We start from the raw sequence: 12,719 nt of genomic DNA on the forward strand, positions 1-12,719 counted from the left end.
GACGTGACCAGGGCTGGGGTGGCGCCGGTCGCTCAGTCGGCGTCGGTCGGGCACGGGTGGGCGACCAGCACCGGGCAGTGCGCGTGCTGCACCAGCGTCTGGCTGACCGAGCCGAGCAGCAGCCCGGCGAAGCCGCCGCGCCCACGGGAGCCGACCACCACCAGGGTCGCGTCCCCGCTCGCCTCGATCAGCGCCCGCTCGGGCTTGGCCGCCCGCAGCGACCGTCGCTCGACGGTCAGGCCCGGGTGCGCCGCCTCCACCTCGGCGGCGGCCCCGGCGAGCAGGTCCGTCGAGTCGGCCCGGGCCGCCGCCACCGACTCCGCGACCTCGTCGGGCACCGGGCGGGCGTCGTCGGCCGGCGCGACGTGCGCCAGCACCAGGCCGGTGTCCCGGTAAGCCGCCTCGGCGGCGGCGAGGGCGACGGCGAGCCGCCCCGGCTCCGACCCGTCCACCCCGGCGACCACCGGGCCGTCGACCGGGATCGGCTGCTCCTCCGGGCGGACGACCAGCACCGGGCAGTGCCCGTGCCCGGCCACCTGGGCGCTGACCGAGCCGACCAGCAGGCCGGCGAAGCCGCCCAGCCCCCGGCTGCCGACCACCACCAGTTCCGCCCGGCGGGACTCCTCGACCAGGCTCGCCGCAGGGCCGCCGGCCACCTGACGCACCTCGACGTCCACGCCGGGCCAGCGCCCGCGCAGCTCGGACGCCAGCCGGTCGAGCATCCGCCGGGACTCGTCGGTCGGCGCGGGCACCCCGAGGTCGTACGGGTTGACCGGCACGCCGTAGCCGAGCGGGTGCAGGTAGCCGTGCACCAGCAGCAGGGGCCGGGACCGCCACGCGGCCTCCTGCGCCGCGTGCTCGGCGGCGACCAGGCTCGACGGCGATCCGTCCACGCCCACCACGACAGGTCGGTTCATCAGCTCTCCCGGACTCGATCAGAGGCCATTGTCGACGGCCCCGCCGCCGATCACCGGCATTTGCCCGGACACGCCGCCGGTCATGCATCGAGGGGAGGTGCGCCGGAGGCGGCACCGGACGGCGTCGCACCCCGCCCGATACCGCCACCCGGACGCCCGCCGTGCCCGTCCCGGGCGGGGGAGCGGCCGGGACGGGCACGACGTCGGGCGGACACGGGGTCAGCCGTGGTCGGCGTCCCGGGGGTGCCGCACGATCGCCAGCGGGGAACGGGCGTGGTGCAGCACGGCGTGGCTGACCGAGCCGAGGAACAGCCCGCCCCACGCGCCCCGGCCGTGCGCGCCGACCACGGTCAGCTGGGCGGATGCGGACTCCTCGACCAGCATCCGGGCCGCCGCGCCCTGGGCCAGGCGCCGCCGCACCCGCACCTGCGGGTACCGCTGCGACCAGCCGGCGACTGCCTCGGCGAGCGCCCGCTCCTCCTCCTCGACCAGCGCGTCGACGTCGTACGCCGGGGGCAGGACCTCGCCGGGGCCGACCGGCGTGGGGTAGAGCCAGCTGTGCACCGCCACCAGGTCGGTGTTGCGCAGCGCCGCCTCCTCGAAGGCGAAGCCGATGGCCTCGGTGGACAGCGCCGAGCCGTCGACGCCCACCACCACCGGCCCGTCGGCGCGGGCCTCGCCGCGCACCACGAGCACCGGGCAGTCGGCCCGCGCCGACACCTGGACCGCCGACGAGCCGACCAGCAGCTCGGCGAAGCCGCCGAGGCCGCGGGAGCCGAGCACCAGCAGCGCCGCGTGGCGGGACTCCCGCAGCAGCACCGGGGTGGGGGAGCCCTCGACGACTTCGCCGACCACGTCGACCTCGGCGGAGACCTTCCTCGCCTCGTCGACCGCCTCGGCGACGACGTCCTGCGCGTGGCTGCGCGGCCCCGCCTCGGGCGGGCTGCCAGCCAACGCTCCGAGCGCGGCGCCGAGCAGCGGCCAGCTGAGGGCGTGCACCACCCGCAGCGGGCGGTTGCGCGCCGTGGCCTCGCGGCTCGCCACCCGGACCGCGTCGAGGGCCGAGGCTGAGCCGTCCACAGCCACCACGACCGGGGCACCGGACCTGCTTGTCATCGCATCCTCCTTCGTCCGGCTCCAGCCTGCTCCGGCGCGGGATCGCCGGTCAGGGCCGCCGGGCCCGAACCCTGGGCCGTTGGTCCCGAGTCCCCGTCGCCGGCGGGGTCGGGCACCGCGTCGGCAGGGCCGGGATCCTTGTGGGGCACCGCCGAGGTGGGGCCCGGTCCGGTGCGGGCGCCGCCGAGGCGCGGGCGCAGCAGGCGCAGCGTCAGCCCCGGCAGCACGGCGACCGCCGCGCACGCCGCCAGCTCGGTCGCCCCGAGCGGGTCGGTGCCGAGCAGCATCCGCAGCGGCTCGACCAGCACCCCGCCGACCTGGAGCAGCGCCGAGCCGGCCACCGCGACCAGCAGTGCCGGATTGCCCGCCCGCACGCCCGCCGGCCGGGGCGCCCGGACCGCCAGCGCCACCCCGAGCTGCGCCAGGCCCAGGACCACGAACACCACCGACTGCCAGGGGCGGTCCCAGCGGGCGGCGGCCACCCCGGCGCCGAGCACCACGGCCGCGATCAGACCGCCGGTGAGCAGGACGTCCCGGCCCAGGCCGGCGCCCAGCACCGACTCCTGCGGCGAGCGCGGCGCACGGCGCAGCGTCCCCGGCTCGGCCGGCTCCGCCCCGAGCGCCACGCCCGGCACCCCGTGGGTGAGCAGGTTGATCCAGAGGATCTGCGCCGGCAGCAGCGGCACGGGCAGCCCGAACAGCGGGCCAAGCAGCATCACCGCGATCTCGGCGACCCCGCCGGACAGGGCGTAGCGCAGGAACCGGCGGATGTTGTCGTAGATGCGCCGGCCCTCGCCGATCGCGGCGGCGACGGTGGACAGCTCGTCGTCGACCAGCACCAGGTCGGCGGCCTGCCGGGCCACCTCCGTGCCCCCGCCCATCGCCACCCCGATGTCGGCGCGGCGCAGCGCCGGGGCGTCGTTGACCCCGTCGCCGGTCATCGCCACCACGTGCCCCCGGGACTGCAACCCGGCGATGATGTCGAGCTTCTGCTCCGGCTGGGTGCGCGCGTACACCCGGGCCGCCGGGTGCGCGTCGGCCAGCTCGCCGTCGTCGCCCCGGACCAGCGGGTCGCCGTCGCGCCAGAGCCCGAGCTGACCGCCGATCGCGGCGGCCGTCGCGGGGTGGTCCCCGGTGATCAGCAGCAACCGGACCCCGGCCGCGTCGAAGCTCGCCGCGAGGTCGGCGGCGCCGGCCCGCAGCGGATCGCCGACAGCGACCAGCCCCGCGGGGCGCAGCCCGGTCGGCGCGGCCGGGTCGGGCCGGGTCTCCACCAGCGCCGTCGCGACTGCGAGCACCCGCAGCCCCGCGCCGGCCAGCTCGTGCGCCCGGGCGGTCAGCGCGGCGACCTCCGCGTCGTCCGCGTCGAGCAGCGGCGCGGTGAGGACGTTCTCCGGGGCGCCCTTGCACACCACCAGCCAGCGGCCGTCGCAGGACCGGTGCACCGTGGTCATCCGGCGGTTCGCCTGGTCGAACGGGTGCTCGGCGACCCGTGGCCAGGCGGCCCGGGTGGTCGCCGGGTCCAGTCCGCACCGGGCGGCGAAGGCCACCAGCGCCGCCTCCAGCGGGTCGCCCACCGCGTCCCAGCCCGGCCGCTCGTCCGTCGGTGGGGAGAGCGCGGCGTCGTTGCAGAGCAGCCCGGCCCGCGCCAGGCGGCGCAGCCCGTCCGGTACGGCCACCGTGGCGCCGTCGCGTCGCACCGTCCCGCGCGGCTCGTAGCCCATGCCGGCGACGTCGTACGCGGCCCCGTCGACGGTCACCGCCCGCTGCACCGCCATCCGGCCCTCGGTCAGGGTGCCCGTCTTGTCGGACGCGATCACGGTCACCGAGCCCAGCGTCTCCACGGCGTGCAGCCGCCGGGGGATGGCCCGCACCGTGGCCATCCGACCGGCCCCGAGCGCCAGGGCCAGGGTCACCACGGCCGGCAGCGACTCCGGCACCGCCGCGACGACGAGGCTGACGGCGGTGACCGCCATCTCCACCACCGGCCGCCCGCCGAGGACGCCGATGCCGAACACGAGCCCGGACAGCGCCACCGCGACCAACCCGAGCATCCGGCCCAGGCCGGCGAGCCGGCGCTGCAACGGGGTGGCCCCCGGCCGGGTGGCGGAGACCAGGGCGCTGATCCGGCCCAGCGCGCTTGCCGTCCCGGTACGGACCACCGTGCCCACCGCCCGGCCGACGGTCACCACCGTGCCGGCGGACACCTCGTCGCCGACGTCCCGGCCGACCGGCACCGACTCGCCGGTCAGCGCCGACTCGTCCAGGCGCAACCGGCTCGCCTCGACCAGCCGCAGGTCCGCCGGGACGACGTCGCCGGCCTCGACGCGTACCAGGTCGTCGCGGACCACCTCGGCGGCCGGCACGACCAGGTCCTGACCGTCGCGGACCACCCGGGCGGTCGGGGCCGCGAGCTGGTCCAGCGCGGCGATCGCCCGGTCCGCCCGGACCTCCTGCACCACGCCGATCGCGGTGTTCACCAGCACGACCAGGACGATGACCGCGGTGTCCGGCCAGTCGCCGAGCGCGGCGGTGACCACGGCCGCAGCCAGCAGCAGGGCCACCAGCGGGTCGGTGAGCTGGTGCAGGACGCGGGCGGCCAGGTGCCGGCGGGCCGGCGGGGCGACGCTGTTCGGGCCGTCGGCGCGCAGCCGGGCGGCGGCCTCGGCCGAACCCAGCCCGCCCGGTTCGCCCAGCCCATCCGGTTCGCCCAACCCGCCCGGTTCGCTTAACCCGCCCGGGCGGGTCCTGGTGTCAGTGCGCATCCGTCCGCTCCCGTCCGACCGGTCCCGCCACCGCCGGCCCCCTGTTGCCCCCGCGACGCGTCACCGGGCACGCCATCCCCTCCACCGTCGTCCTCGCGGGCCGCCGGCGGCAGGGGGGTGGCGCCCGACCGGCCCGGGACCAACGGCCCTGCCGCCGGCGGCCCGCGAGGAGTCGGATGGGAGTGGACGATCGACAGGAGGTCGAGGCTGTCCACCGTTGCGGGGTTCGGGGGTGCGCCGGGCCTTGCGCCGAGGCGAGAAGAGGCGCCATGACCCCGCTGGACATGCTCCGCGACCACCCGTTCCTGGCCGACGTCCCCGAGCCCTGGCTGACCCGGCTGACCGGGTACGCCCGCCCCGTCGTCTGGCACCCCGGCCACCGGCTGTTCCGGGCCGGTCAGCCCGCCGAGCGGTTCTGGCTGGTCCGGGGCGGGGAGGTGGCCCTGGACTTTCCGGTGCCCGGACGCGGCGACGTGGGGATCGAGTCGATCGGCCCGGGCGGGGTGCTCGGCTGGTCCTGGCTCTTCCCGCCGTACCGCTGGCAGTTCGGGGCGGTGGCCGTGCGGCGCAGCACCGCCGTCGAGTTCACCGCAGTCGGGGTGCGCCGGCTGATGGAGTCCGACGACGCGTTCGGCCGGCAGCTCACCGCCCGGTTCATGAGCGTGGTGGTGGACCGTCTCCAGGCGGCCCGGGTACGCCTGCTGGACCTGTACGGCTACCCCGCAACCCTCCCCCCAACGACCTGACCACCCGCCCACCCCCACCCATCCTCCGGTGATCAAGGGGTTTGCGTCAGATTCCGGGCTTGGCGTGACGCAAAGCTCTTGATCAACCCGTTGGTGGGGGAGGGCGCCCGGGTGGCCCGGCGGGCGGTAGCCTGCGCCGGTGACTGCCGAGGAGCTGCGCCTGCGACCGGTGCGCGACGACGACCTGCCCCACATCTTCGCCTTCGAGCAGGACCCGGAGGCCAACCGGGTGGCCGCCTTCGGCCCCGCCGACCCGGCCGACCGGGCGGCGTTCGACGCGCACTGGCGGCGCATCCGCGCCGACCCGGCCATCGTCACCCGCGCCGTCACCGTCGACGGCGCGGTCGTGGGTCACGTGGCCGCCTTCCCCGTCGAGGCCCAGACCGAGGTCAGCTACTGGATCGACCGGGCCCGCTGGGGTCGCGGGTACGCCACCCGGGCCCTCGCCGCGCTGCTGGCCGAGCTGCCGCAGCGACCGGTGCACGCCCGCGCCGCCAAGGACAACGCCGCCTCCCTCGCCGTGCTGCGCAAGTGCGGCTTCGTCGTCCGCGGCGAGGACCGGGGGTACGCCAACGGTCGCGGCGCCGAGGTCGAGGAATGGGTCCTGGAACTCGCCGGCTGACCCGGGGGGCCGGCGGACAGGCAGGCGGGCTGAGCTGGATTGCCACTAGTCTCGCGGGGTGAACTGGCTGGACTTGATCGGCTGGATCGGCTCCGCGCTGCTGGTCTGGTCGCTGCTGCAGGCGCGCGTCCTCCGGCTGCGCGCGCTCAACCTCGTCGGCTGCCTCGTGCTGATCGGCTACAACGCCGCCCTCGCCGTCTGGCCGATGGTCGGGCTCAACGTGGTGCTCACCGTGATCAACGTGTGGTACCTGCGGAAGATGCTCGCCACCCGGCACGACGAGCAGACGTACCAGGTGGTGGAGGTCGGGGTCGACGACCAGTTCCTGGCCCACACCCTGCGGGTGCACGCCGCCGACATCGCCCGGTTCAACCCCGGCTTCCGCTGGGGCGGGCACGCCGCCCGGCGTTCGGCGTTCCTGGTGGTCCGGGCCGACGAGGTGGTCGGGGTGGTGCTGTCGCACGCCGAGGGCGACGACGTCGCCCAGGTCGACCTGGACTACGTCACCCAGCGGTTCCGCGACTTCACCCCCGGGGAGTTCGTCTACCGGCGCAGCAGCCTCTTCACGGACCGGGGATTCCGCCGGGTGGTCAGCCCGCCCGGCATGGTCGCCCCCTACTACCCCCGGCTCGGCTTCCGCCCCGTGGGCGGCTCGTACGTGCTCGACCTGCCGGCCCCGCCCGTCGCCGACCGGGTCTGACGCATCGCGCGCGGGGCCCTGACCAGCCACTCGGCCCGGACTGACCGGCCCGTTCGCGGAGGCAGGGTTCGCGGGCCCGCACACGGGGCACAGACAGCTCTACGTCGGCCGAGTCGTCGGGCGGCGCCGCCGGTCCTACCCGACCGGGCCGTCCTCGTGAGGGAGAGAACCGGGCGTGCAGAGCTACTGGAGCCAACTGGCCCTGGTCGGAGTCCTGGTCGTCCTCAACGCGATCTTCGCCGGCAGTGAGATGGCGCTGGTCTCGCTGCGGGACAGCCAGATCCAGCGGCTGGAGCGCACCAGCCGGGCCGGGCGGGTGCTGGCCCGCCTCGCCAAGGACCCCAACCGCTTCCTCGCCACGATCCAGATCGGCATCACCCTGGCCGGCTTCCTGGCGTCGGCCGCCGCGGCCGTCTCCCTGGCGAAGCCGCTCGTGCCGCTGCTCGGGGTGTTCGGCGGCGCCGCCGAGACCGTCGCCATCGTGGTGGTCACCCTGGCCCTGACCTTCGTCACCCTGGTCTTCGGCGAGCTGGCCCCCAAGCGGATCGCCATGCAGGCCGCCGAGCGCTGGGCGCTGCTGGTCGCCCGCCCGCTGGACCTGCTGGCCACCCTCACCCGGCCGGCCGTCTGGGTGCTCGGCGCCACCAGCGACCTGGTGGTCCGCCTCGTCGGGTTGAACCCGAAGCACGAGCCGGACGAGATCGGCCCCGACGAGCTGCGCGACATCGTCGCCGGCAACCACGGCTTCACCAAGGAGCAGCGGACCATCATCGCCGGCGCGGTGGAGATCGCCGACCGGCGGCTGCGCGCGGTGCTCGTACCCCGGTTGCAGGTTTTCACGCTCGACAGCGGGACCACCGCGGAGGCCGCGCGGCTGGTGCTGGCCGCCACCGGGCACTCCCGCGCGCCGGTGGTGCGCCACGGCGGCCTCGACGACGCGGTCGGCGTCATCCACCTGCGCGACCTGGTCGGCGTGCCCGACGACCGCCCCGTCGACGAGTGCGCCCGCCCACCGATGCTGCTGCCCGACTCGCTGTCGGTGGTCGACGCGTTGCGGCAGTTCAAGGCCGAACGCCAGCACATCGCCCTGGTCGTCGACGAGCGCGGCGCGGCCGACGGGATCGTCACCCTGGAGGACATCCTGGAGGAGATCGTCGGCGAGATCTACGACGAGACCGACCGGGACGTGCACGGCGTCCGCACCGAGGCCGACGGCGCGATGCTGCTGCCCGGCACCTTCCCGGTGCACGACCTGCCCGACATCGGCGTCGACCTGCCCGGCCGGCCGGCCGGCGACTACACCACGGTCGCCGGACTGGTGCTCACCCTGCTGGGGCACATCCCCACCGTCGCCGGCGAGGACGTCACCAGCGACGGCTGGGAGCTGGAGGTCGCCGACATCGACCACCGGGCCATCACCGCGGTACGGCTGCGCCGGGCCGCCGCACCGGCCGAGCTGGACGCCGACGGGACCCCGGATGCCGAACCCGCCCTCGACCCGGCGCGCGGCTGACCCGACGCCCCGGCGTGCCGGCCGGACCCGACGCCCCGGCGTGCCGGCCCGGCCGCACCTCCGGGGCTCAGGGCGGGTCCCCGAACGGGAAGCCGGGCACCGGCGGGACCAACCGGATCATGTCGGCCGGCACCTGTTGGCTGTTCCGGCCGAGCAGCCGGGCCACCCAGCGGCTCAGCCACGGCCCCGACGGGTGCCGCTCGGGGCCGATCAACCGGCCGACCACCCGGGTGTACCAGCGCCTCGCGACGACCACGTCGGTCAGCCGCAGCCGCCCGTCCGGGCCGCCCCCGCGCACCACCACGTCCACCACCCGACCCAACCGCCGCCCGCGCAGGTCGTACGCGGTCCGGCCGAGCAGCTCACCCGCTCGCACGGTGCGATCCCGGGATCCGGTCGATCAGGTGCCGCCGCAGCCACTGCTCCGTCGGGGAGCCGGGCAGCTCGTCGAGGCCGACCCGCAGCCGGACCGCGCTGTCCACCCGCTCCACCAGCCGGTACGGGACGCGCAGCGGTGTCACCGGCGGGTCGTCGACCAGTCGGTCCGCCACCGCGAGGAGGAGCCGCCCGGCCCGGCCGCCGATCCGCTGCGCGAGCGCCTCATGCCCGCTCAGCAGGGCGGCCACGTACGGCACCCCGTCGGTGTCGACCCCGAACTCCACGTCGTCGACCTTGCCGACCAGCCGCCCGTCCCGGTCGACGATCTGCCGGTCGAGCAACTGCCGGCCGAGCTGCATCCTCATCGCCCGTCCTCACCGGCCCATCGTCGTCATCACCGCCAGCGGGATCGCCGCCACCGACGCGGCGACGATGAGCAGCAGGAACACCGCCCCCAGCAGGTTCAACACCGGCCCGTTCACCCGGTCACCCAGGTACGTCCGGTCGTTCGCGACGATCAGGATCGGCAGGTACGTCAGCGGCAGCGCCACCGCAGTGATGATCAACATGTACTCGGTCAGCGTCACCGGGTCGACCGTGGTCAGCAGCACCAGCACCCCGAGCAGCACGCTGACCAGCAGCACGCTGTGGAACCGGGCCGCCTCCCGTGGGCTCACCCGCTTGCCCCACTGCCACCCGAAGTACTGCGCGGCGGCGTACGCGGCGCCCAGCCCGGTCTCCAGCGCGGCGCCGAAGGTCACCGCGAAGAACGCCAGCACCGCCACCGCCAGCCCCACGCCCCCGAACGCCAGCACCACCGGCTGCGCCACCTGGTCGAGGGAGCCCAGCGAGGCCCCGCTCGGGTGGTACACCACCGTCGCCGTGGCGATCAGCGACAGCGCGAGGAACCCGCCGACCGGGAAGCCGATCAGCACGCTGGTCCGGGCGTCGGCCAGGTCCGCGGCGCTCCAGTTCTCCTCCACCCCGCCCGACGAGAAGAAGAACACCTCGTACGGGCTGACCGTCGAGGCGAAGAGGGCCACGGCCACGAACCAGTACGCCCCCCAGCCGTGCCCCGCCGCCCCGCCGTGCAGCGCGCCCCGGCCGAGCGCCGCCCAGTCGGTGGGCAGCCAGAACAGCGCCACCGCGAACACCACCAGGGTCAGCCCGGCCAGCCCGAACACCCGCTCCATCAGCTGGAACCGCATGCGCCACAGCACCAGCCAGACGGCCAGGGCGGCGACCGGCACCCAGATCAGGTAGCTCACCCCGGAGGCCAGTTGCAGGGCCAGCGCCACGCCGCCCAGTTCGGCGGCGAGGGTCAGCACGGTCACCAGGTAGGAGGCCACCAGGTTGAGCAGCGCCACCCGCGGCCCCAGCCGCTCCCGGACCAGGTCGAACACCGCCCGACCGCTGACCGCCGCGATCCGTCCGGCCATCTCCGCGTACGCGCAGATGCCGACCACCCCGAGCAGCAGCACCCAGGCGTGCGCCATGCCGAAGCGCGCCCCCGCCTGGCTCGCCGCCACCAGGTCGCCGATGTCCACGAACCCGCCGACGGCGGAGAGCACGCCGAGCGTGGCGGCGAGAAGCTTCTTCACCTCGGGTACGGGTCAGCGGGTGCCATCGCCGCGACGATAACCGGGCGTACCGCCTCTCATGCCCCGAACCGGGCATCCGGCGGGTGGCTCAGTCCACGGTCAGGTTCTGCAACCGGACCTGTCCCCGGGAAACCAGCCGCCCGGCGTCGTCGGAGATCTCCACCTGCCAGAGCTGCTGGCTGCGGCCCCGGTGCACCGGCGTGCCGACGGCCGTCAGCTCGCCGTCGCGTACCGCCCGGAGGAAGTCCGTCTGGTTCGACACACCGACCACCCGGCCCCGCTCGCCCAGCCACAGCGAGCCACCGATGCTCGCCGCCGTCTCCACCACCGCGCAGTACACCCCGCCGTGCTGGATGCCGTGGGGCTGGTGCAGCTCGGGGCGGACCCGCCACCGGATGACCACCCGGTCCCCGCTCGCCTCGTCGAACTCCAGGCCGAGCAGGGCCACAAAGCCCCCGGTCGGGTCGGGCATCTCCACGACGGCTCCTCCTCGCGTACGGAAGGGGCCAGCCTAGCCAACCGTGATCAGAGCCAAACCCGGTACGGCTCGACCCCGGGGATGGGGGAGAATCGGTGACCGTGACCGACAGCAGCCCCCCGCCGACCGTGCGGAACTCCCTGACCGAAGACCTGCAGTGGCGAGGCCTCATCCAGGACTCGACCGGCCCCGACGAGCTGCGCGCGCTGCTCGACGGCGGGGAGGCCACCTTCTATGTGGGCTTCGACCCGACGGCGGCGAGCCTGCACGTCGGCCACCTCATGCAGGTCGCCACGGCCCGCCGGCTCCAGCTCGCCGGGCACCGGCCGCTGCTGCTCGTCGGCGGGGCCACCGGCCAGATCGGCGACCCCAAGGAGAACGCCGAGCGGACGTTGAACTCGCCGGAGGTGGTCGCCGGCTGGGTGGGCCGCATCCGCGACCAGCTCTCGCCCTTTGTGTCGTACACGGGGGAGAACGCGGCGCGACTGGTCAACAACCTGGACTGGACCGCCGAGATGTCGGTGGTCGAGTTCCTGCGGGACGTCGGCAAGCACTTCCCGGTAAACAAGATGCTGGCCCGGGAGGTGGTCAAGGCCCGGCTGGAGAGCGGCATCAGCTTCACCGAGTTCAGTTACCAACTGCTCCAGGCCAACGACTTCTACGAGCTGCACCGCCGGCACGGCTGCCAGCTCCAGTTCGGCGGCTCCGACCAGTGGGGCAACATCACCGCCGGCGTGGACTACGTCCGGCGCCGGGGGGCGGGGCCGGTGCAGGCCTTCGTCACCCCGCTGGTGACCAAGGCCGACGGTACGAAGTTCGGCAAGACCGAGGGCGGCGCCGTCTGGCTCGACCCGGAGCTGACCAGCCCGTACGCGTTCTACCAGTTCTGGCTCAACGCCGACGACCGGGACGTCATCCGCTACCTGCGCTACTTCAGTTTCCGCCCGCGCGAGGAGATCGAGCAGCTGGAGAAGGAGACGGCGGAGCGGCCGGCGGCCCGGCTCGCCCAGCGGGCCCTCGCCGAGGAGTTGACCACCCTGGTGCACGGCGAGCGGGAGATGGCCCAGGCGGTCGCCGCCAGCCAGGCGCTGTTCGGCCGGGGGTCGCTGGACGAGCTGACCCCGGAGACGCTGCGGGCGGCGCTGACCGAGGCCGGGCTCGTCCACGTCGCCGAGCTGCCCGACGTCGCCGGCCTGCTCAAGGAATCGGGCCTGGTGCCGAGCATGAAGGAGGCCCGGCGGGTGATTGCCGAGGGCGGCGCGTACGTCAACAACAACCGGATCACCGAGGTCGACGCCGGGGTCTCTCCGACGGACCTGCTGCACGGCCGGTACCTGGTGCTGCGCCGGGGCAAAAAATCCTTCGCCGGCGTCGAGCTGCTCGACCAACCGAGTACGTCGAGAGTGTGACGCGGGACGCCCCCGGCGGATTTGACGAGCAATCGGCCGGGGGCGTAACTTTCTCTCTGTCAGCGCGGAACGGACGAAACGGGCGGAAGCCCGCTAGGCCGGAGCGCGGGAATGAGCTTCGGGCGGCGAGGGTGGTAATCCTCGGAGCCCGGGCCGGGCGGGGCCCCGGATCTGCCGCAGGGCGGATTTGGCGAGGCGAGACCGACCGGGTATGGTTCATCGCCGGTAGGGCACCGGGCGAGCTAGCGGTCATCCGCAGCGGCCGGCCTGCCGGAAATCACGAACGAGGCGGCGCAAGCCGGCGAATGCGTGGTGCCCGTAAATTGGGTGGAAGCAGGTCGGATCGGGTTACACCGGTTTGACACGGCGGAAATCGGCGGGTAACGTAGTAAAAGTGCCCGGCGCGAGAGCGGCGGGTGCGGGACGAACGAAATGCCCCGGATGGGGCCCTCCTGGTGGGGGTGCTCGGATGGT

At 74.9% G+C, this 12,719-nt stretch carries 12 protein-coding genes; 5 read left to right on the forward strand and 7 right to left on the reverse strand.

Going from position 1 to position 12,719, the window contains the following annotated elements:
• Positions 1-32 precede the first annotated feature (32 nt).
• The 3 genes from GVV04_RS26410 to GVV04_RS26420 form a co-directional block, all read right to left on the reverse strand.
• Positions 33-917, reverse strand: a complete 885-nt coding sequence (locus tag GVV04_RS26410) for a universal stress protein (protein ID WP_161691555.1) — start codon at positions 915-917, stop codon at positions 33-35.
• A 219-nt stretch (positions 918-1,136) separates the two neighbouring features.
• The gene (locus tag GVV04_RS26415; RefSeq protein WP_161691557.1) at positions 1,137-2,033 is read right to left on the reverse strand and encodes a universal stress protein; all 897 of its coding nucleotides are present in this window, start codon (positions 2,031-2,033) and stop codon (positions 1,137-1,139) included.
• Positions 2,030-4,798, reverse strand: coding sequence for a cation-translocating P-type ATPase (locus GVV04_RS26420; protein ID WP_235967009.1), 2,769 nt, complete (start codon positions 4,796-4,798; stop codon positions 2,030-2,032). Before GVV04_RS26420 ends, GVV04_RS26415 begins: the two co-directional genes overlap by 4 nt.
• A 269-nt stretch (positions 4,799-5,067) precedes the next feature.
• On the opposite strand from GVV04_RS26420, the gene GVV04_RS26425 reads away from it, so the two are divergent.
• From GVV04_RS26425 to GVV04_RS26440, 4 genes are all read left to right on the forward strand, one after another.
• Positions 5,068-5,544: a cyclic nucleotide-binding domain-containing protein gene (locus tag GVV04_RS26425; protein ID WP_161691559.1), complete on the forward strand. Its 477-nt coding sequence runs from the start codon at positions 5,068-5,070 to the stop codon at positions 5,542-5,544.
• Between the two features lie 139 nt (positions 5,545-5,683).
• Positions 5,684-6,166 carry a GNAT family N-acetyltransferase gene (locus tag GVV04_RS26430; RefSeq protein WP_161691561.1) on the forward strand — a complete coding sequence of 161 codons (483 nt, stop codon included), beginning with the start codon at positions 5,684-5,686 and terminating at the stop codon, positions 6,164-6,166.
• Positions 6,167-6,224: 58 nt separating this feature from the next.
• Positions 6,225-6,866 carry a YgjV family protein gene (locus GVV04_RS26435; RefSeq protein ID WP_161691563.1) on the forward strand — a complete coding sequence of 214 codons (642 nt, stop codon included), beginning with the start codon at positions 6,225-6,227 and terminating at the stop codon, positions 6,864-6,866.
• Positions 6,867-7,041: 175 nt separating this feature from the next.
• Positions 7,042-8,379 carry a hemolysin family protein gene (locus GVV04_RS26440; protein ID WP_161691565.1) on the forward strand — a complete coding sequence of 446 codons (1,338 nt, stop codon included), beginning with the start codon at positions 7,042-7,044 and terminating at the stop codon, positions 8,377-8,379.
• 67 nt (positions 8,380-8,446) lie between these two features.
• Here the strand turns inward: GVV04_RS26440 and GVV04_RS26445 are convergent, their stop codons facing one another.
• The 4 genes from GVV04_RS26445 to GVV04_RS26460 all read right to left on the reverse strand — a co-directional run bounded on the left by GVV04_RS26445 (position 8,447) and on the right by GVV04_RS26460 (position 10,830).
• The gene (locus GVV04_RS26445) at positions 8,447-8,755 is read right to left on the reverse strand and encodes a PRC-barrel domain containing protein (RefSeq protein WP_161691566.1); all 309 of its coding nucleotides are present in this window, start codon (positions 8,753-8,755) and stop codon (positions 8,447-8,449) included.
• Complete coding sequence (locus GVV04_RS26450) at positions 8,742-9,122, reverse strand: hypothetical protein (RefSeq protein WP_161691568.1); 381 nt, start codon at positions 9,120-9,122, stop codon at positions 8,742-8,744. Before GVV04_RS26450 ends, GVV04_RS26445 begins: the two co-directional genes overlap by 14 nt.
• A gap of 9 nt (positions 9,123-9,131) precedes the next feature.
• Entirely contained in the window at positions 9,132-10,358 is a 1,227-nt protein-coding gene (locus GVV04_RS26455) for an NRAMP family divalent metal transporter (RefSeq protein WP_161691570.1), read from the reverse strand.
• A gap of 88 nt (positions 10,359-10,446) precedes the next feature.
• Complete coding sequence (locus GVV04_RS26460) at positions 10,447-10,830, reverse strand: PaaI family thioesterase (protein ID WP_201754204.1); 384 nt, start codon at positions 10,828-10,830, stop codon at positions 10,447-10,449.
• 107 nt (positions 10,831-10,937) lie between these two features.
• Between GVV04_RS26460 and tyrS the strand changes: the two genes are divergently transcribed.
• The gene (tyrS, locus tag GVV04_RS26465) at positions 10,938-12,245 is read left to right on the forward strand and encodes a tyrosine--tRNA ligase (protein WP_161691624.1); all 1,308 of its coding nucleotides are present in this window, start codon (positions 10,938-10,940) and stop codon (positions 12,243-12,245) included.
• The last annotated feature ends 474 nt before the right edge of the window (positions 12,246-12,719 follow it).

The sequence above is a fragment of the Micromonospora rubida genome (assembly GCF_009908295.1).
GTDB lineage: Bacteria > Actinomycetota > Actinomycetes > Mycobacteriales > Micromonosporaceae > Micromonospora > Micromonospora rubida.

Excerpts from the sequence above, each read along its gene's own strand:
- GVV04_RS26410 (WP_161691555.1), bottom strand. The coding sequence starts at position 917 with ATGAACCGACCTGTCGTGGTGGGCGTGGACGGATCGCCGTCGAGCCTG.
- GVV04_RS26415 (WP_161691557.1), bottom strand. The coding sequence starts at position 2,033 with ATGACAAGCAGGTCCGGTGCCCCGGTCGTGGTGGCTGTGGACGGCTCA.
- GVV04_RS26420 (WP_235967009.1), bottom strand. The coding sequence starts at position 4,798 with ATGCGCACTGACACCAGGACCCGCCCGGGCGGGTTAAGCGAACCGGGC.
- GVV04_RS26425 (WP_161691559.1), top strand. The coding sequence starts at position 5,068 with ATGACCCCGCTGGACATGCTCCGCGACCACCCGTTCCTGGCCGACGTC.
- GVV04_RS26450 (WP_161691568.1), bottom strand. The coding sequence starts at position 9,122 with ATGAGGATGCAGCTCGGCCGGCAGTTGCTCGACCGGCAGATCGTCGAC.
- GVV04_RS26460 (WP_201754204.1), bottom strand. The coding sequence starts at position 10,830 with ATGCCCGACCCGACCGGGGGCTTTGTGGCCCTGCTCGGCCTGGAGTTC.